Source organism: Tritonibacter horizontis (assembly GCF_001518015.1).
In the GTDB taxonomy this organism is placed as follows: domain Bacteria; phylum Pseudomonadota; class Alphaproteobacteria; order Rhodobacterales; family Rhodobacteraceae; genus Epibacterium; species Epibacterium horizontis.
The window spans coordinates 20911-40029 of the sequence record NZ_LPUY01000087.1 but is presented as its reverse complement, the minus strand read 5'-3'; the positions used below and the strand labels follow the sequence as shown (position 1 = coordinate 40029).

The 19119-nt window shown below is 56.6% G+C and carries 18 protein-coding genes; 4 read left to right on the top strand and 14 right to left on the bottom strand.

Going from position 1 to position 19119, the window contains the following annotated elements; all coding sequences use genetic code 11:
- Nucleotides 1-26: 26 nt before the first annotated feature.
- A complete protein-coding gene (locus tag TRIHO_RS16750; protein WP_082705178.1) occupies nucleotides 27-1991 on the bottom strand; it encodes a TonB-dependent receptor domain-containing protein in 1965 nt (654 codons plus the stop codon).
- 166 nt (nucleotides 1992-2157) lie between these two features.
- Here TRIHO_RS16750 and TRIHO_RS16745 point away from each other — a divergent pair, with 166 nt between their 5' ends.
- Nucleotides 2158-3132, top strand: a complete 975-nt coding sequence (locus TRIHO_RS16745; RefSeq protein ID WP_068246249.1) for a helix-turn-helix transcriptional regulator — start codon at nucleotides 2158-2160, stop codon at nucleotides 3130-3132.
- Nucleotides 3133-3318: 186 nt separating this feature from the next.
- Here the strand turns inward: TRIHO_RS16745 and TRIHO_RS16740 are convergent, their stop codons facing one another.
- From TRIHO_RS16740 to dcm, 4 genes are all read right to left on the bottom strand, one after another.
- Nucleotides 3319-4536, bottom strand: a complete 1218-nt coding sequence (locus tag TRIHO_RS16740; protein ID WP_068246246.1) for an MFS transporter — start codon at nucleotides 4534-4536, stop codon at nucleotides 3319-3321.
- A 546-nt stretch (nucleotides 4537-5082) separates the two neighbouring features.
- Nucleotides 5083-6315 (bottom strand): type II restriction endonuclease, encoded by a 1233-nt coding sequence (locus tag TRIHO_RS16735; RefSeq protein WP_068246243.1) that lies wholly within the window; start codon nucleotides 6313-6315, stop codon nucleotides 5083-5085.
- Nucleotides 6316-6333: 18 nt separating this feature from the next.
- On the bottom strand, nucleotides 6334-6789 hold the full coding sequence (locus TRIHO_RS16730; protein WP_068246303.1) for a very short patch repair endonuclease: 456 nt from the start codon (nucleotides 6787-6789) through the stop codon (nucleotides 6334-6336).
- A complete protein-coding gene (gene dcm / locus TRIHO_RS16725; protein WP_068246240.1) occupies nucleotides 6782-8014 on the bottom strand; it encodes a DNA (cytosine-5-)-methyltransferase in 1233 nt (410 codons plus the stop codon). The genes TRIHO_RS16730 and dcm overlap by 8 nt, the downstream gene beginning before the upstream one ends.
- Before the next feature lie 446 nt (nucleotides 8015-8460).
- Between dcm and TRIHO_RS16720 the strand changes: the two genes are divergently transcribed.
- Genes TRIHO_RS16720 through TRIHO_RS23945 form a run of 3 tightly spaced genes read left to right on the top strand, consistent with a single transcriptional unit; the run spans nucleotide 8461 to nucleotide 12224 of the window.
- The gene (locus tag TRIHO_RS16720) at nucleotides 8461-10197 is read left to right on the top strand and encodes a HEAT repeat domain-containing protein (RefSeq protein ID WP_207498710.1); all 1737 of its coding nucleotides are present in this window, start codon (nucleotides 8461-8463) and stop codon (nucleotides 10195-10197) included.
- The gene (locus TRIHO_RS16715; protein WP_068246234.1) at nucleotides 10194-11897 is read left to right on the top strand and encodes a hypothetical protein; all 1704 of its coding nucleotides are present in this window, start codon (nucleotides 10194-10196) and stop codon (nucleotides 11895-11897) included. The genes TRIHO_RS16720 and TRIHO_RS16715 overlap by 4 nt, the downstream gene beginning before the upstream one ends.
- A gap of 42 nt (nucleotides 11898-11939) precedes the next feature.
- The gene (locus tag TRIHO_RS23945) at nucleotides 11940-12224 is read left to right on the top strand and encodes a hypothetical protein (protein ID WP_165595924.1); all 285 of its coding nucleotides are present in this window, start codon (nucleotides 11940-11942) and stop codon (nucleotides 12222-12224) included.
- Between the two features lie 580 nt (nucleotides 12225-12804).
- Here TRIHO_RS23945 and TRIHO_RS16705 read toward each other — a convergent pair.
- The 9 genes from TRIHO_RS16705 to TRIHO_RS16665 form a co-directional block, all read right to left on the bottom strand.
- On the bottom strand, nucleotides 12805-13860 hold the full coding sequence (locus tag TRIHO_RS16705; protein WP_082705177.1) for a DUF262 domain-containing protein: 1056 nt from the start codon (nucleotides 13858-13860) through the stop codon (nucleotides 12805-12807).
- Complete coding sequence (locus TRIHO_RS16700) at nucleotides 13857-14612, bottom strand: FRG domain-containing protein (protein WP_068246225.1); 756 nt, start codon at nucleotides 14610-14612, stop codon at nucleotides 13857-13859. Before TRIHO_RS16700 ends, TRIHO_RS16705 begins: the two co-directional genes overlap by 4 nt.
- 455 nt (nucleotides 14613-15067) lie before the next feature.
- A complete protein-coding gene (locus TRIHO_RS16695; RefSeq protein WP_068246222.1) occupies nucleotides 15068-15442 on the bottom strand; it encodes a hypothetical protein in 375 nt (124 codons plus the stop codon).
- The gene (locus TRIHO_RS16690) at nucleotides 15439-16206 is read right to left on the bottom strand and encodes a hypothetical protein (protein ID WP_068246218.1); all 768 of its coding nucleotides are present in this window, start codon (nucleotides 16204-16206) and stop codon (nucleotides 15439-15441) included. The genes TRIHO_RS16695 and TRIHO_RS16690 overlap by 4 nt, the downstream gene beginning before the upstream one ends.
- Nucleotides 16206-16475 (bottom strand): spike base protein, RCAP_Rcc01079 family, encoded by a 270-nt coding sequence (locus tag TRIHO_RS16685; RefSeq protein WP_068246215.1) that lies wholly within the window; start codon nucleotides 16473-16475, stop codon nucleotides 16206-16208. Before TRIHO_RS16685 ends, TRIHO_RS16690 begins: the two co-directional genes overlap by 1 nt.
- 93 nt (nucleotides 16476-16568) lie before the next feature.
- Nucleotides 16569-17375, bottom strand: a complete 807-nt coding sequence (locus TRIHO_RS16680) for a DNA adenine methylase (RefSeq protein WP_068246300.1) — start codon at nucleotides 17373-17375, stop codon at nucleotides 16569-16571.
- A 180-nt stretch (nucleotides 17376-17555) separates the two neighbouring features.
- Nucleotides 17556-17903: a hypothetical protein gene (locus TRIHO_RS16675; RefSeq protein WP_068246212.1), complete on the bottom strand. Its 348-nt coding sequence runs from the start codon at nucleotides 17901-17903 to the stop codon at nucleotides 17556-17558.
- A gap of 43 nt (nucleotides 17904-17946) precedes the next feature.
- On the bottom strand, nucleotides 17947-18717 hold the full coding sequence (locus TRIHO_RS16670) for a peptidoglycan-binding protein (protein ID WP_068246211.1): 771 nt from the start codon (nucleotides 18715-18717) through the stop codon (nucleotides 17947-17949).
- 74 nt (nucleotides 18718-18791) lie between these two features.
- Nucleotides 18792-19118 carry a hypothetical protein gene (locus TRIHO_RS16665; protein ID WP_068246210.1) on the bottom strand — a complete coding sequence of 109 codons (327 nt, stop codon included), beginning with the start codon at nucleotides 19116-19118 and terminating at the stop codon, nucleotides 18792-18794.
- Nucleotide 19119 lies beyond the last annotated feature (1 nt).

Genomic DNA, 19119 nt, shown 5'->3' with positions numbered 1-19119 from the left:
CGCCGACGAGGCAGATACCGGTGGCGTCAGAACCGAAGCCGCGCTGTCAGCCCGAAGGTGCGACCCGGTTCGTTCAGCGCGATCACCCGGGTGGAGCCGACCCCATCAGAGCTGCGGCTCTGGTAGGTGGCATCCAGCAGATTTTGCACATCCAGACGGATTTCAAGATTGTCGATGTTGCGCGGACGGTAGGCGGCGTAAACATTGAACACCTCATAGGCCGGCAGGACGGTCGCGGCGTCGTCATTTTCCAGCGCGATCTCCGCCGTGCCGCCGACACGCCATTGGGTGTCAATGGTCCAGCCGCCTTCCAGCGCGATCACATGCCCGACCGGACGACCGAGGTAATAATCGGTGGTGCCGATCACCGCTTCGTTCAGCTCGACATCGGCATAGGTCCAGTTGACCCGCGCAAATCCCGACAGCCAGTTGTATTCGGCAGAGGCGTCAAAGCCGCGACTGGTCAGGTCAGACAACGCCCCCCGCGCCCCGTCGGTCGGCAGGACGGCGGCAATATCCTTGACTTTCGTTTGGAACAGGGCCGCGCTGACCTTCCAGGGACCGTTGTCATAGCGCAGACCGATCCGACCGGAGGTGGCACGCGACGGTGCAAAGCCGGTATAATCCCAGGCGGTGCCGAAATTGACCAGCGCCGCTTCACCCAGTTCATAGCCGCCCCAGCTGGAGGCAAGCCCGGCGGTCAGGCTCCAGGTGTCCGACAGGACGACATCGACCGCACCGTTGACGCTCAACCCGTTGTCGGAGAACTCGGTTCCATCGGCCGCAGTGAAGTCCTGGCTATCAAACCGGGCCCCGTAGCTGACAGAGAACCGGTCGCCCAGATCCTGACGCGCCTGTGCAAACAGACCGATATTGTTCAGCTCTTCCTTGCCTGAACTGCCAAAGGGACCCGGGCCGCGGCCCTCGCCCTCTGCGGTTTCGCGGAAGAAATCGAGCCCCGCCGTCACCGAACCGCCCGCAATGGCAAAGCTGTTCTTGAAGGTCCCGGAGAGACTCTTGTTGGTGCCATATACCCCGATCGCGTCGATTTCCTGCTCGTTGTGGCTCAGTTGGAATGTCGGATCCCATTGCCCGGCAGGCTGGGTGTTGTTGTAGGTCAGCGTATAAGACGTGCGGCGCGACAGGCCTTCGGCAAGAACGCTGGGTCCGGAGGTGATCCCGGAAAAGTCCGGCCGGATGAACAAGATCCCGCCCGGCCCCGCCTGAGCGGCCCGCAGTCCTGTGTCCTCGGTGCGCGAGGCGGCGAATTCGAGGCGATGCCCCTCAAGGCTCTCATAGGCGAACTTGCCGACGAAATCAGTCAGATCGGCCTGGGTCCCGAGCACTTCATTGCCATCGCCATCTTCGTAGTCGTCGCCGGTGCGACGGGTGGCGCTCAGCAAGTACTCCAGGCTGCCCGAACGCCCGAAGAGCGACAGGGAGGTGTCGAGCTTGGTTCCATTGGAGGTGGTGCCAAGCGTGAACAGCCCGCCGAACGGATCGCCCTCCTCCAGCAGATCATCCGCATCCTTGGTCTCATATGCAATCGACCCGGCCAGCGCACCGGGGCCTGCATCTGCCGGGGCGAGCCCCTTGGTGATGCCGACAGATTTCAGCAATTCAGGGTCCAACAGGACGTTGCCCGTGTGGTGGAACGCCGACTTGTTCTGGCGTGCCCCATCAATGGTAACCGACAACAGGCTTTCTTCGATCCCGTTGACAAACACCTTTTGCGCAATGGCCGCGCCGCCACCCGTGGTCACGGAGCTTTCGCCGGCAAAGACCTCCCTGGTGGAGGCAGGGTTGCGCGCTTCGATCTGTTCCTGGGTGATTTCATCGTTGCCAAGCACGCTTTGCGAGGCGGGGGCCTGGATCCGGATCGGTTCGAGCACGATGACGTTTTCTTCTTGGGCAACCACGGTTTGGGCCAGAAGAGACGTGGACAATGCGGTTCCGGCAAGCATTGTAAGGCGCAGGGGCTTCCGCGACATGAGACGTTCCTTGAAAAGTTGACTATAACTGTTGGGAACTCTATAGACTGACAGGTGCCCCAGCCAGACGGTGACCTTTGCGAGATGGTCAAAAACATTTGCCAGATGTGCAAATCCTGCGTCCTTCAGCCAATCGGGCCATGAGTTCACTAGATTTGGCGACGAGATGACAGGGTCCGCTTTCCCCACCCAGACCGCGACGGATTTCAAACGCAAGCTCGACTGGTTCACCCCAGCCGAACGGCCCAAGCCGCAGGTCTTTGACGGGCTTGTGACGGCTGTGCAGCTACAGGCCGGGCTTGGCCTGCACACATTGAACGCAACCGCGCGGCAGGCCTTTGCGGTCGATGGGCAGCGTCCGCCCGGCGCGGTCCTGCATTGCTTTCTCGAAGGCAGCACCGACGCCCGCCTTGACGGCAAACCGATGAACCTGGGGCGGCGCAACGGAGAACCGGTCCGGCTGGTCCTGACGGCGATTGACGAAACCCAGTCCTTCACGCGGCAGTCGCATGAAAATGAATATGTCCGCAAGGTCAGCATCCAGATGTCGCATGCCTGGCTCGATACCTATGGGTTCGCCTTGCCCGGCACCGCCCGGGCCAAGGGCGGGCAGCGGATGGAATGGCTGGCGAGCCCCGAAGATGTGGCCGCGCTGGAAACCTTGGCGCGGTTCGAAGGGTTTACCTCGCCGCTTGTGCGGCTGCAGGCCGAAGCGACCTCACTGGCGCTCTTGGGGCGCAGTTTTGAAACCCTCGGCACGACGCCCTCGCTCGTTCCCGCAGGTCGGGCGTTATCGGACCGCGAATGCAAGCAACTTCGCCGGATCGAGGATCTGGCGAGAGCCTTCGGCGCCCTGCCCTCGCTGCGGCAACTGGCCACCGAAGCCGGACTCAGTCAATCCAGTCTCAGGCGTCTGGTGCAGTCCGCCTATGGGCGATCCCCCCTCGAACATGTCCGCCACCTGCGCCTGCACCAGATCCGCGAAGATCTGGAGCGCGGGCATATCAGTATCGAAACAGCGGCCGAACTCAGCGGCTACAGCGCCGCCAGCAATTTCGCGACAGCATTCCGTCGGACCTTCGGCGTCACCCCCTCGCAGGTCAAACGCAAAACCCGCTCCCAGATCGGCGATCCCCGATAGCAGCGAGCCGCAAATAGCGCCATTTGCCAACCCAAGGCTTTTGCCAAGCATGAGCGGGTGATGCCACGGTCCAGCCCACCCTCAAATGGTGCCCTTCGCTGCTGGTGCACTCCCCCCACCCCCATCGACCGGAAGAGTTGTGGGACCTTGCGGCCTTTAGATTGGCCCAAAGGAGGGTCCGCTTGACTATTCCAAACGGAGTTTCGCCAATGCGTAGGCGAGCAAAACCGCACATGCCGCTCCGGCGCAGATAAATGTAGCGCGCAACGCGATTTCCCGCCCGAGTTCCTGCTCCAAGACTGAGACGAGAAGCCCGCCAGCCATGGCACCAAATGGCATCGATCCCCATCCGAAGAAACGGTAAATACTGTTGACCCGTCCAAGCAACGCGGGCGGAATACGCCTTTGCCGCCAGGACACTGTGATAACGTTCCATAGCATGGCTGCCGCCATCACAAAGAACAGCGCAGCGGACATTACCAATCCAGAATGGCTAAGCCCGATAGATTCATAGCCAATGCCCCAGGTCGCAATCGACAGATACAGGCACCGTTGAGTTCCGAAGAGCACAACAAGCTTTGGGGCAAGCAGGCTGCCCGTGACGGCCCCTAGGGCGGCGACAGACAAGACCAGCCCATAAGCGTAGGCAGACATGGCCAGAACATCTTGCGCAAAAAGCACCTGAATTGTGATCGTGGCCGTCGCGATGAAATTTGCGACCCCCAACACAACGGCAAGTCGCAGCAATAGGGAATCGGAACGCATAAAGGCGATCCCTTCCATCAAAGCCTTGCGAAAACGTGTCTTGCGCCGCGTCCGTGGAGCGAGTGAAATCATCCAGATTAAACCGGCCGACAAGACCAGCAAGGCAGCGTCAACACCAAAGGGGATGCCAATGCCTGCCGCGATCAGAACCCCGGCCAGGGGCGGTCCGATAAACTGGTTTGTCAGTTGCTCGCTGCTCCAGAGTTGACCATTGGCCGCCTCCAGGTCTTTTGAGTCGACGATGGACGGAAGCATCGTCTGAGCCGCATTGTCTCTCAGCACTTCCGCAGAGCCCAAGACGAACGCGAGCCCCGCCAGCACCCAGACTGCGCCCTCTGCGGGCTGGTTCACGGCCAGCATAAGGATCGCCAACGCGATGATCGCACGCACAAGATCAGCTTTGGCGATCAGCCTGTTGTGTTCAGCATTGTCGATAACGACGCCCGCCGGCACCGCAAAAAGCAGCCAGGGCAGCCGACTGGCCGCCGCTACCGCACCAATCGCCACAGGGTTTTGTGACATCAATGTTGCAAGCCAGGGGAGTGCGAGCAAGACCAGCCCGTCGCCAAGATTGCTCAAGGTGCCGGCGCCCAGGAGAAGGCGGTAGTTCTTGTTTCTGATAAGAAGAGGTGCCGTCACGATTTACCCCTATTGCCGCTTGGTAAACTGTGGCAGTGCCGCGCAGTCGCGGCAAGCGAAAGGGTGTGGATTTGTGGAACGGTCTGATCCCAAAGTCGCCGACTGCCGATGTCGTAGACACGAAGGACAGATCGTGACCGTGATACTGAACTGTGAATTGGACGCCACGGCGTACGCCCTCGCCTTCAATATCGCGGCTGTGAAGCTGGCGACGGAGCGTGTCGGGTGTGGGTCTCATCTGCCACTTGGTGAAAAGGAAAAGCCGCCGGTTTTGTCACCGGCGGCTTTCTCAAGCAAAAACAATGCTTTGCGATGGTACCCAAGGCCGGACTCGAACCGGCACGCTGTCACCAGCGGGGGATTTTGAATTCAGCGGAAATAGCCGAATTACAGCGGTCTATTGAATATATGCCCCCCAGACAGAACAAGAACGAACGGAGAATGGGGGGCGCGATAGTTTGCCTCATTTGAAACGATCCAGTATCGCAAAGCACCTCAACCAACAGCCGCGCTTGTGCCAAGACTCTTGGGTCAGCGCAGAGAAATTCACTCTCTGGACCGGATTACATCGAGAAAGTTTTCTACGCTCAGCAGCCAACCTTGCTGATCTTCATGATAGGATTGATGAATTGCTTGCGGCAGCACCAACCTCAGGCTCTGCTTTCGCATCTCATCCGTCTGCGTTCTTGAAATGGCCGGCTCCAAAGTCAGCAAATGTTTCTCGTTGATCCGGTCGGCCTCAGCCAAAACCTGCCGCCAGCGATCTTTACAGGTTGTCTTGGCCGCGAGCATGGTCAGTCTGGCCGTAGGAAACGCCAGGTCGGTATATTCTTCTTCGCCTGGAAACAGAAAGTCCGCGGCATTTCGTTTTTCGGTGGTGGCCTCACGCTTGTAGCGTACAGAATTTGCTTGCAAGACAGCCTCGATATGGTGGCCAAAAGCATAGCCCACCCTCGATTTTCGACGGTTCTGCACGCCTAGTGAGAACTTCAGGAAACCATCTACATCCACTTCGTTTCCTGAAGCGAATCCTGCTCTCAAACGCTCTGCCAGTACTTCCTTTTCCATGTGGCGAAACAATGCCTCTTCATGTTCCATCCATGCCATCAAGGTCTTGTCTGGCTCAGCCAGAGGGTCGACGTTCTTCAGCGTGTCTCGCGCGAACTTGGAGAGCTTGGCTGTGGACGGGAAGACCAAGCCGAACTTTTTCAGGAGTTGGTCGAACGCGGCTGGCGTTGGTTCTTCAGCTTCTATCCCGATTTCTTCAAGGACAAATCGCGCCGCGAAATCGATATCTCGCCCACCTTCTTCAACAATATCGCGCTGAGACAACTCAAAGTCGCTGGTCAGGGATAGGCCAAACAGCCAAAGCAATTTCTGCTCGATCGAACTCCCTACCGGACACAGTATCGCCAGAACCTTTCTGCTCGCCGTCATGCAGAGGAAAAGCGTATCGTTTTCCTTCGCACGATAAACGATGGGTTCCGCGGCTGCAGGATAGTAAAGGCGGTATTCGGGTGTCCGGTGCGGCTGTCGTTTTCGGCTATTATACCACGTTCCGGTCAGCTCAAGGCTAACAGGATCCTCTCCGCTGTCATCCATCCAGAGGTAGGTGAGAGGGACAATTTCACGATCAGCAGGAATGCCGACAAATGCTCGGAATACATCTACACCCTGAAACTCATGACCTCGCGAGACTTTGGGGTCGACTTCAGTTCCCCTAAGGCTTTTCGCTGCAGCACCAATAAAGTATTTTGAAAGAAATCCACGGCCCGACAAAAGCGCTACTCCTTTAGTTCAGCGGAAGCCCTCAATCACGAGCTCAGTGTCGGCAGTCAGCAACCAATGGGAGAGAGAGTCAATCACATCTCCCGCGTCTGTTTTGCCCCTTCCCTTCAGCGCGCATTCCCAAACAACTGCCACATGCCAGCCCTCGGTCTCCAATGCCGCCCTGTTCCTGATATCGCGTTCAATATTTGCACTGATCTTGTCGTGCCAGAACTGCTCGCGGCTTGCTGGCCATTTGAAGAGCGGGCAGTCGTGACCATGCCAGAAGCAGCCGTTTACAAGTACGACCGCGCGATGTTTCGGGAATACCAGGTCGGGCCTGCCCGGCAAGTTTTTGGCATGAAGCCTGAAACGAAAGCCGCGGGCATGAAGCCCGCGCCTTACGATCAATTCTGGTTTGGTATCGCGGCCACGGATGGCTGCCATGTTCCGGCTACGCGTTGTCTTGTCGTGTACATCAGGCAACAGCAACTTCCGGGATTTTTTGCTCTTCTTCGATCAGATGCCTGATGTGCGGCTCCATAGCTCGTGCGACCTCTGAAAATACGGGTACTGCGACGGAATTGCCAAACTGTTTGTAGGCCTGCGTGTCAGATACGGGGATCTGAAAATCCTCCGGATAGCCCATCAGACGGGCACATTCCCTGGGTGTCAGCCTGCGGGGATTTTTGCCTTCGCCGCGGCTGACAAGGATTTCCGACCCGTCTTTGTAGTACCGGGCTGATAGCGTCCGGGCGATACTGTCGCCGTCAACAAGTCCAAACCCAAACCCGTTTCCCTTGGCCTTATGTTTCGCCGCGTAATTTTGCAGGTAAGCCCAAAGTTTGTCAGTCAGCACGTACTTGCTATTGACGGTCGCGTCGTTGCCAAGCGTGAAATGGCCTTCCGGATCTTCGGTGCCATCTTCCGGGTGCAGAATATCGCGCATACGCTTGTTGCCATAGGGCGGGAGTGAGATGTCATCGAAGCTAAAAGGTACGTCCTTTCGGTACCCGACAATGACGATACGTTCCCGGTGCTGTGGTACGAAGTGTCCTGCATCAACAACCCGCGGTTCTGGCACGAAATATCCAAGTTCGTCGCGCAGTTTTCGCATGATCACTTCGAATGTACGACCCTTATCGTGGCTGCGCAGGTTCTTGACATTCTCAAGCAGAAACGCTGCTGGCCTGTGGTGCTGAAGGATACGCAACACGTCAAAAAACAGCGTCCCCTGTGTCTCATCTTTGAAACCATGCGCACGGCCAAGCGCATTTTTCTTAGACACCCCAGCGATTGAAAACGGCTGGCAGGGAAAGCCCGCCACAAGCACCTGGTGTTCCGGAATACTATCCGCACTGATCTCGCGGATATCCCCTTCAATTGGGCGATTGTCTCTATAGTTTGCGTCGTATGTCTGCTGGGCAAAACGGTCCCATTCCGATGTAAAGACACACCGCCCGCCGATGCTTTCCATAGCCTTGCGCAACCCGCCGATCCCTGCGAAAAGATCAATGAACGAGAAAGCTGGTGCACCTTCTGACGGCCTCTTGGCATCAACTGTCATTCGGAGGGTTTTGAGAGCAGCTTCCCGTGCGGGTTCATCACCACGTTTCCAGCGATATACATGACCTTCGGAGTAGCCAAGCAGCTTAGCCGCTTCAGAAACCGACAGACCGGCCTTCTGAAGCAGAAGTTCAAACTCATTCATGTGGTATCCTCGCTCGACCAGAAAAACGAAGCGCAATCTGGGTATTTTTCTGACACAATGAGAGACATCGACCCCGGAGGCAAGAACATTTGGCTAACAGAAGTCGTTTTTCCGGACAAGATCAGAAGAACGTTGCCTCCTAGACCTCGATACGCCTATTTGTGGACGGCCTCATCAAAGCAGACTTTATGTTGCCTGCCGCTCACGCTAGGGGCTTCAGCCCTTAGCTGCCGGACATGTCCGGCGCGGCACAAGGCTTGGTGTCGACACGAAGGGCGGGTAGCCGACTATCGCTGCACTTTGCGCTGATATCGGAAATTCATCAGGAAGCGGACTTCGCCGAGGCGTGCATCGCGTTTGGCTTGAATCTCTCAAGCACGCATAGCATGTTTGCCTTCTGATGGCGTACAGCTGCCAGCTGTGTGCTAGAGTTACGACTTATTGAATTGGCCATTGCTGAAATGATGCTTCCTGAAGACATAGAAAACGCGCTGATCACGGCGGAGCGTGAAGTGGCGCTCATTGCCGCGGTTACGTCAAATGAATTGAGAGGGCAGAGCGACGAGCTTGGCGCCAAACTGAGTGACTTACACAATTCTGGCGCAATCTGCCTCACGTCTGAAAGTAACCTCAATGCCATCCAAGCCTTAGATCACAAAGATTTTTGGATTGCCGTACACCCGCTTAAAGAGGCCATTCCCAACCTGCTAGGATCACATGGCCAGATGTTGGCATACGTTAACACACTGGTAAAAAAAGCGGGGTCTGACGGCGCTGCAGGTATGCCCAATGTGGCGTTGATCGAATGGTGCCGAAAAAACCCTGAAGAAGCATCGAAGATCGTAGAGCGCGCCCAAAATTGTGATCCGCTTGGGCTAGAGCACGGCTTGTTCGCTGTTTTGGCGCTAGCAAATCCTAAATCGCCCTTTGAACTGATCAGACACGCTGAGCTCAAAGTTCGAACACTGGGATTGCGGTCGTTAGGAAGAATGGAAGATTTGAGCTTGGAACACATCAAAGCGGGCGTAGATGAAGCATTGAGGGCGCTAAAAGTCGAGACAGATGAAGACGTCCGGACTGCGGCTATCGAAGCTTCTTTTAGACTGTGGGAGAATGCTCCTCCAAAGTTTCGCTATAAACAGACTGATTTGATCAACTCTATCGGAGAGCTAGGCAATCAGACTGAACTGACAGTTCTCGCGGCGATGCTGTTTTATCATAACAAAGGCTTAGTCGGCGCGGATATCGACCTAGTGCTAGATTGGCTTTCCAAGAAACCTTCAAACGCTGCTGCGACGCTCAGGCACCTCGATATGGCTATTCGACGTAACGATGAGCGTTGGAAATTTGAGAATGTGGTGAGTGTCATCGAATTTTGCCTGCCTATGCTCGACAAGCCAGTTGATGCAGACGGCTTCTATGGATTTCGCAAGTGGCTTTGGGACGACCCCAAGCACGCGTCCTATCTTTTCTCCCGCTGGCTACTCAACGGGCAACGTCAACTGTGCGACTTTCTCAGCGAGATCCTCCAAGCTCTCTCTGCAGAACAACTGATAAACATTCAAAAGGGTGATCTGCCGACTAAGACAGCTGATCAGGTCTTCTTGGCGCAAAAGTGTATTGGCTACCTTTGGAACCACGAAACAGTCGTGGCTTCAATACTGCTGAGCATTGTTCGAAATGGAACAACAGACGCGCGTGCAAATGCGGAAGAGCTTCTGTTCCACCCAATGCTATTGAGCTATGGCGGAAATTTACGCAGCTATCTGGAAGGTCAGCGAGGCAACAATTCAAAGCGGATTTCAGAGAGCATAGAGCGATTGCTCAGTAAGCACGACATGCACATATCAGGCACCGAAGAAGTCCGCGATGTTGTCGAGTTATGTCCGACGATTGAACAGCGGCGTGCCGTGGCCATGAAGGACCGTGATAGAAATCGAGACATTCAAAAGGCTGCGCACAAGCGGTCAATTTTTGCGGACTTGGCGACCCACCAAACGCTTCTGTATGGGCGCAAGAGCTTATCGATTATTCACGGCGTGGACGGGGAGCAACATCCTCAAATCACTGAACTCACTGAACACTCCTATAGTGTTGAGCTTCCTCGTCTCTCGGTCATTGATCCGGTTGGCTTCAACCAACTCTTGACTGTTTTTCGAGCCAGGACGCGAGCCCAATCATGAAGTTGATTTTGAAAGAGTATTTGGCTTCTCTTAGAGAGCGCGGCGACTTGGATAAATCGGTATTGCCGAACTTGCTAGCTGAGATCGGCCTGAACGTACTAAATACACCGATGATCGGCACCCGTCAGAACGGTGTTGACATTGCCGCAGTTGGCAAGGTGAAAGGCGAAGACATCGAGCGTTTTTTGTATCTGTTTTGTATCAAAGCTGGCAATGTCACTCGCAGTGATTGGGAGGGCAATCCGCAATCCGTGCGCCCAGAACTCAATGAGATTCGTGATGTCTATCTGAATGCCAACGTGGCAAAGGAACACGCGGATTTACCTGTGAAAATCTGTCTGTGCTGCGGTGGCGAGATTGAAGAAACCGTTCTAATGAACTGGGCGGGTTACACCAAGCAACATACCACAGACAAAATTCACTACGAACGTTGGAATGGCGATAGGCTAGCGGACCTCATGATGCGGTCTTTGTTAGCTAGAGAATTATTGGACGAAGGACCACGTGGCGATTTCCAAAAGGCGGTCGCGATGGTGAACGAACCTGGTGCCTGCTACGAATACACCAGTGCCTTCTTGCGCGGCCTGTTGCTCGATGCCCAAGAACTCCCTGAGAAGGCTCAGCTGTTAAGGTTAAGACAAGCCTATATCTGCATAAACGCCATCACGGCATGGGCACTCGAAGCAAAAAACCTTGAAAGTATCTACAAGGTTTCTGAGTTGGGAATGCTACTTTGCTGGCATGTAGTTCGAAAATCCCTGCCGGAAGACAAGAAGCCCACCAAGTTTCACCGTTCGTTGCATGCTCTGATGGACCAGTTTGTAAAACTGCACCTAACGTGTTCTGAGTTGTATCTTGCTAAAACCGCTTTTGCGCACGCTCACAAACGTCATGCGCTTTCGGTTGCTGTCCGCTCACGGGAAGCAGTTGATGTGAACCTTGCGATGTTTGAGCTGCTTGGACGCGTCGCCATCCGCGGGATTTGGACAGCCACGTTGGCGCTAAATCAAGCTGAATCTGATTCAGAATTCGCACAGGCGATGGCCGAGAGCACACAGCGTTCACTAGATGTGATCGTTGAGCTCATTAACAATAACCCGACTCTCCATTCACCCTTCAAGGACGATCACATGATCGAAATTGCGTTGGTGATGTACTTGGCGCAGTTGACGGATTCAGTGCCGCGATTTGTTCCGTGGTTGACGTCAGTAGGCGAAAAAACCACCTTCGCTCTGCTCTTAAATTCCAACTATCCTACGGCGCACAGAGACTACGTTGATCTCTTGAACCACCCTGCAAGTAACGATGATGAATATAGGAGCGAGGCATGTAGCGGCAGCATCCTTTACCCGTATTTGTTTGTGTGGTTGGCAAATACAGGCACCGAGGAAGAAAAGTTTGGGTTCTGCGAGCGTTTGAAAGAAATGCTCCCAAACTGCACCTATCAGGCCTGGTTGCCGGATGAAGACACCGAGGAGCTGATTTGGCAGGGCGAGACCTATCATGGCGTTTGCGTTACTGATCTATCTCCGCAAAATGGGCTGAATGAAGTAGCAAAGATGCTCAATTTGGCCATTGATAACTGCCCGGATATCAACAGCATAAGTGCAGTTCGCTTTGGGTTAGTACCAATGTTCCTTGCGGCTTGCAGGCACTACCGACTACCAATACCTCCGCATTTTTGGTTCACCTCGAGCTAAAATCAATGACCCCGCGAAGATCTCGCTTATTCCACGCGACTTTTGAGTTCGGTTGAGGCCAAAATTTTTGGCCGCAACGAATGTCTGGAATGGTTGGCCGCACTGCAGAAAATGTGGTCCGCGCTGGATGGCAGCTTTGGGCCGGAAGCAACTACATTGCCGCTGCCGCCAGCCGTCTGGCCTGCTGCACCACCGCATGCCCGATTAGCACTCTCAGTCGACGATTCGGCCCATGCGCGCTGTCACAAGCGCCACGAGTTCGGGCTGCATGAACTCAAATTTGTCCCTTATATCCAGGCAAACGAGCCGCTTTCCCTTGAGGTGTGAACCCAACTGGCGTCTGAGGCGAGACAGCTGCGTCTTCTCCATAACGGCTATTGTATCAGCCCACGCCAAGTGCTCAGGACTAACACGCTCGTCTGCGTCGGCACTTAGCCCTGCAAAATCTGTTTCCATGCCCGGGCGGTCGGCGAGGACGGCAGCTGCCGTGGGGCTTCTTTTGCGGGCCTTTCCGCATATCAAAAGGACGTTGGTCATCGCTAAACCATCTTACAGCGACCTGCCGTTGTCCAGCGGTGAGTGCCGCGCGCTGTCCCAGATTGTGAGGACCGGCTCGCTGGATGATGCTGCACGGCGGCATAAAAGGCCGGTTCGGGGAAGCTGCACCGCACCGGTGATCCGCTTGGCGAAGGTCAGGAAAGGGCGGGAAGCACGGGCCGGCGCATTACGGCACGCCCCTTGGGAGCGATGTCCGCTCTCAGCCCAAAGCGACCGCCTGCCTGGTGGCCAGTCAGGCGGGCCAGTGCAAGCAGGTGGGGCGGGAACCGGACCTTCTCCAGGTGCGTTGAGCCGCGGTCAACATGGCCAAAGCAATCATTCGGGCAGCTGTTTTGAGCCGATCACGCCCTTAGATCTTTAGCCAGTCTTTGTAGGAATCCTCCATTATTTGAACTCTACCAATGTGACTTTGAAGATCATTGGTGCTTCTGTTCAACGTATCAAATCGGGCGAGGTTTCTCTGAAGAGCCTCAGCACCTGCCACTTTCTGATTGTCTCTGTTTTTTTTCCGCTCTTCTTCGAAATAGATTAAGAACGGGCGAATTGATGCCAATTCATTCATGCCGATATTTCGAATAAACCAATAGAATACTGGAATTATCCCAGCCGATGACAATAATGGATCGTGTGGAATGAAGACTTGGCTCATAGATGAGAGCGTATCCAGAGCACGCCTTCCAGCTAACTCCAATTTCTCCCGATCAATATCTTGTTTCGCGAATGCATCCAAGTCGCTCTTCTTGGTCGCGGTAGGCATCTGCTGATACTCAAAAAGCAGCAACTTGGCTGCGGCATTCAAGTCTGCAGCTCGCTTAACTGAAAACCGAATATTCTCAACAAAGAATTCGTGTGAAGTTAACACGCGAATTAAGTCCGCAACAGGGCCATCAACAGCGTTTCTAACCTCTGCGCCGGTTAGCGGTTTTGATTTATTCAAACGCACGAAAATGTCATTAATGACCGCTTCTTCTTCGGCGACAACGCTCATGATATCGAGGGATTCGTTTTCAAATTCACTCGCAACCCGCGGATGAGACCGTCTTAGGTCCTTAAGACTCAACCCGCCAAGTTTCAATGTGAGGTCCTTTCTGAACTTAAAATCTTCATTGAGGACCAGATTATTCTCGAAAAAATCGAACACTGCTTCCAGCCTCTGTTTTCCGTCAATAATCGCATAGGGAAGTTTCGCTTTGTTCAGCTCTGATTGACCGTACTGAAAATCTGCAAGGTATAGTTTTGGAACATCAAAGCCATTGATGATTGAATCTATAAGATAGGCTTTGTCGCGATCAGACCACAATCTGCCTCGACGTTGATAAGGAGGATCAAAGTCGATCTCATCCTTTCGACCATACCACCAAATTAACGTTTTAGGGCTGTGAGGGGATATTTTGAAGTTTTTCATTGGGTAAATCCAAACGAGCGTTTTAATTCCAACGAAAGACCATGAAGGTCAGGGTAGATTGTGGAATCAGATATTCCTTTTCGAAAAAGCGATGTGGCTATGTTGTCTCTATCTGCTTTTGGAATTATTACTTGTTGTAAGACGCCCGCATCAAAGCCGCCACCTTTATAGCTTTTTTCCATTGGATCGACGCTCTTCCCAAACAGTGAAAACATGCCTCTTTGCGCAACAATTCTGGGGCTATTGTGCGTGCCGTAAATCATCACCGGCAAGTTCTTTCGCTCAGCAAGATCACCTTTCGGGCTGTAGCTTTTTACTTGCTCTCGGTTGGGATTGAGGATTCCACCGTCGTATGAGATATCCTTTAGTGCCCCGCGGTTCCAAGCTGCTGGGTCCAGCATCCAGAATGCAGCATCGTTCTTAGGTTTTCCGGCATTGGTTCGATCACATGAAGAAAGCGCAAAATATAGAGCTATAAAAGGGCTTTCGGTCCAGTCTAGCAACCGGGTTGGTATACCGTAGTGCTGCATGAAGAACATCTGCTCCCACTCTCCGTCAAATGTCTGCGCGACGAAGGGGGGGGAGCGCTGCTCAAAGACCGACGCCAATTCGTTCTCCATCTCTTGGATTTGCTCGATACTCTTCTTCTTGGTGTGCCGAAAGATTGAGGGAGATAAGCCATATGTTGAGTTTCCCACGCCCCGATACCAAGAGGTTTTATGTGCTTCCTGAAAGGTTTCAATTACTCCCATTAGCTCTTTGAAATTACTGCATGTGTGCTTTTCTAGCGCTGGCATTGACACCTCAAATGAAAGTTTCCGAAAATTCATCCGGCCAAATATCTTTGCTTGCACTATCTACGACAAGAACGGGTAGCGCAACTTGAAGTAGGCAGTGATGAAAGATGAATGCACCAAAGCACGCCACTTTACGTTGAGTTCTCTCGCGGTTCGTTGTGTTGCACACGCGCCCAGTAGTTGCCAGCGTAGCCAGCGAGAGACCGCTTCGGGAAGCTGCAATGCAACGACGCTGACATCGTTTGATGTCCGCTTTGGTCCGGCCAGGCTCCGAAGGACGACCACAGTTCGCAACTTTGCAGCAGCAGCTTCCTGCGCAAAGCCACCTTTCGCCCAGGAACCGCCCGCCCCACAAACAAAAAGGCCCCGCACAATGGCGGGGCCGTTGATCCTCACGAATGACATCGCCGCTAAGGATCCGCAGGTATCCGTCTCAACCCCGCCGTGACTAACATCGCATCAAACTGGGCGCCTGGAGCCGTGCTGGTGGCGATCCCGTCCACAACGGTCAGGTGATCGGCGACCGCCTGCCAATCCTCGCTCTTCAATGCGGTCGGCCACTCCATGCCCTCCGGCAGTCCAGGCGCGGCGGCGACGGTGGCGAGGAACAGATCGGTTTCAACCGTCGAGCCGCCCAGGTGCGTTGCGGGATCTGTGCCCGTGGCGGACAGGCGGACCGTGAAGTTCTCGCCCGCCCGCCCAAGGGCATTGGCGGCGCGGTTGCAGGCCTCTGCTTCTTCGATCGGTACGCAGAAGGCCAGCCGGTAGTGGTGTTTTGTTGTCATAGCATGCGCCCCTGTTTTGCCCCGAACCATGTGGTCACATCCGCCAGTTCCGCACCCGTCAATGCCGCATCGAAGATCGCGAAGGCGTGCATCCGCATGCCGCAGGGGTTGGTTGCGGCGCGATTGGCGGCGATGCGCAGGGTTTGGTCCGGGTGAAGGCCCACGGTATAATCCGACAGCTGGCTGACCACGGCCCCGTCGATGATCATCGCAGCCGTGCCGCCGTCGAGATCGAGCCGGATCGCCTCGACAAAATCAACGCCAAGCCGGTCCACCACATCATTCAAAAAGCCCGACAGCCCCATGCCGGAGGAATTCGCCCGGCCATAGAACTTGTCCGCGCCCCCGGCCTCCACCTGGTAGTCCCGCGACACCGCATCAAAGGACCAGAGGCTTTCATTGACGCCGGTGGCTTCCAGGGGCCGCGCGGCCATCACGGCGGTGTGGTTTGGCGTGCCGGGGATCGCCACCTCCAGATAGTCGTCGACGCGGTCGAACTCCAGCCAGTGCAGCCCGCCGGAGCTGCGATAGACCGGCCTTGCGGCATCGGATTGCGCCACCAGGTGGTTGCCGTTGCCGCTCTTGTCCAGGACGCGCCGCACCGGATCGCCATCGGCGGTGACCGGCACCACCCCGGCAGCGTCCTGGAACAGCGTCGAGAGGTCCGAAGGATCAAAGAGGGCCAAGGGATCGAGGTCGGTCGGCGCAAATCCCGATGGGAGAATTGCCGCCGCCGTCATCGCATAGGAAAGCCCCAGCTGCATCAGTACAGCCCCACAATGCCGGTGGCGCTGGTATCCGTTGCCAGCACCCGGCTGACACGCACGGGGTATGGCACGCCCGGTTGCAGGGCGGGCAGCGTGCCCAATGTGCCGTCTTTCATGATCACGGCCACGTCGCCCGCCGTGCCGACCATCAGCGCGCGGGGCATGATTGTCAGGTCGGCATTATCATCGGGCAGGATCGTGATCAGGCCGGTGGCAGGCGAGTCGAGGCCGGAGCCAATATTTGCGAAGGTGTCTTTTGCAGGCATAGCGCCCTCCATGTTGCAATGAAGGCGGGCCGCTGGCCCGCCTTTTGTCGTTTCTCAGTGGTGAGGTCTGCCCCCGATCGGCGGGAGCAAACCCTAAAACAGTCCCACCTCCGGTTCGAAGTTTGTGATGATCAGCTCGCAGGCCTCTGTCGCGCTGCCAGAGCTGACGGTGTATTTCAGGCGGACCTCTTCGAAGCAGAAGGCCGCGAAGATCTCGCGGATTTCCGGGCAATCGTTGATCGACAGAATGAACCGGCCTTTGATCGAGGCCAGCTGATCGGCCATGAGCGCAAAGTCATCGCGCGCGAAGAGGCCCTTGCCATAGTCGCTTTCCCCGCCCCAATAGGGTGGATCGAGATAGAACAGCGTCCCTACCCCGTCATAGCGCCGGATCAGATCCTGCCAGTCGAGGTTTTCAAAAACGACGCTTTCCAGCCGCTCGTGCGCGGCCTCCAGGATCGGCTCCAACCGGGACAGGCTGAAGCGCGGGGGGCGACCGGGATCAACGCCGAACACGCCGCCCAGCTTGCCGCCAAAGGCCTGGCGCTGCAGATAGAGAAAGCGCGCCGCGCGTTGCAGATCGGTCAGCGTCGAGGGATCCACCCGGCGCAGGCGTTCAAATTCCCGGCGCGAGGCAATCTGGTACTTCATGACCTCCATCAGTTGTGGATAGTGTTGCTGCAGAATGCGGAACAGGTTGGTGATTTCGCCATTGAGATCATTGGCGACCTCGCAGGCGGGCTTCCAGCTGCGGCGCAGAAAGACACCGCCCATGCCCACAAAAGGCTCGGCATAGGTGGTGTGATCCGTGGCCTCGATCCGCTCGATGATGCGGGCGCTCAGGGCTTTCTTGCCCCCGAGCCAGGGGGCGACGGGCGCGGCAGGGCGCACTTTGGTCATTGTCGTCATTGGTGATTCCAGAATATGGACCGCGCACTCTCGCGAGAGTCGGGCGGCATTTCTGAATGGCTGTGTCGGCGCAGCCGCTTTCAACGGTAGGCTGCGAGGGAGAGGGTGTTGACGCACCCGATCCCCCCGCCCGCAGGCGAAGGGACCGTGTTCAGATCCGTTTGCCTGGCCTCACTCGGCGTAACGCGCGACCACCCCGGCCAGCTTGCTGCGGGCCAGAGTGTCCAGCACATGTTCCCCCGGCGCGAGGCGCTGGATCGCATCGGGCACCGAGGCTTTGGCGTGGTCGACCGCCTCGCGGATCAGCACCTCGGCGGCCTCTTCGGGGCCGCGCTCGATGGCGGCTTTGACACCGCTGATCAGGGCGGCGTGCAGGGCCTCGCGGTGGCGCGCCTCGATGTCGAGGCCCCAGCGCTGTTTGGCGGTCTGGGCAGCCGTGGCGATCAGGGCAGAGAGAAGAAGGCTGAGGCCGCTCAGCAGCACGGGGGTCAGCTCCTGCAAAATATCGTTCAGGGTCATGGGGTTTTCCTTTGATTTGGGAGAGAAGAAGGGGTGGCCGCGCTCAGGCGCGCAGCCATGCGAGGACCCGCAGAAGCCAGTGCGGCGGGTTCGGTTTCAGGAGCGCAGGGGATGTGATCGGCGGCAGCGCGCAGAGCGCCTGGTGCAGGGCGGCGCGGGTCTTTGGTCCCGCCTGCCCGTCCACCGTCAGACCAGCGGAGCGCTGGAAGGCGCTGACGTCACCACCGGCATGGCCCAGCAGCACCAGCTGTGCGCGATCGGTCCAGCGCTGCCGCGCGGCAAAGTGGGTGTAGCCGCCGTTGATGGCCTTGGTGATGGCGCGCACGTCACCTGTATCCGCCAGCGCGTTGAGGCCCTTGGCGGTCCAGTACCAAAGCGCCACCAGCCCTTCCCAAGGGTCGGTCAGCACCGCCTCCGGATCGGCCTCAAAATCCGGCGCGGTATGATCAATCCCGCGCGCCCAGGCGGTGAAGGCGCGATAGTTCCAGCGCCCGGTGATCTGGATCGGGCCGCGCCCGCGCATGAGGTACCCGTCGCCGTCGCGTTCGGGCGTATTGCCCAGATCGGTGCGGGTGTCATAGCGCGCCTGGGCAGGCGTCGGCCCCCAGATCTCGCGATCATAGCGGAACGCGCCGCTTTCCAGCAGCACCTGCCCCAGCAGATAGCTCAGCCGGTGCGGGCGGTTGAGGCCCAGTTCCGCGCCATAGCGGTTCAGCGACAGCAGGAAGGATCGCGCGTTGAGATCCTGCCTGCTGCCCGGCTGGACCGGGCCAGTAATCCGCTGAAGGGTTGCAAAGTTCAAAAGGTCAGCCATGGGCGTCTCCAACAAAAAAGGCCCCGCAAAGGGCCTGTGAGATCAAAGGATCGGGGGTTCGGAATCGGATAGACTTACCGGAGCGGCACGCGCTCCATGCGCTCCAGCCGGTTGTCGATCTTGTTGAGCGTGGTCAGGATCAGCGACAGGCGTTCATCCTGGCGCGCAAGGCTGGTCTCATTGGCGCGCACCCGCACCGTCAGCGCGGTCTGGCGCGCCTCGGAGGTTGTGAGGTTCACCCGCAATTCGTTGATGGTCTGGGCCAGCACGCCGGTTTCTCCGCGCAAGGTGGCCACCTGGATGCCAACCCAAAGCCCGGCCCCGACCAGGCCGCAGGCCACCGTCCAGGCCAGCGATTTGTTCAGGGTGATGCCCCGGTCACTGTTTTCAATCATGGTCATG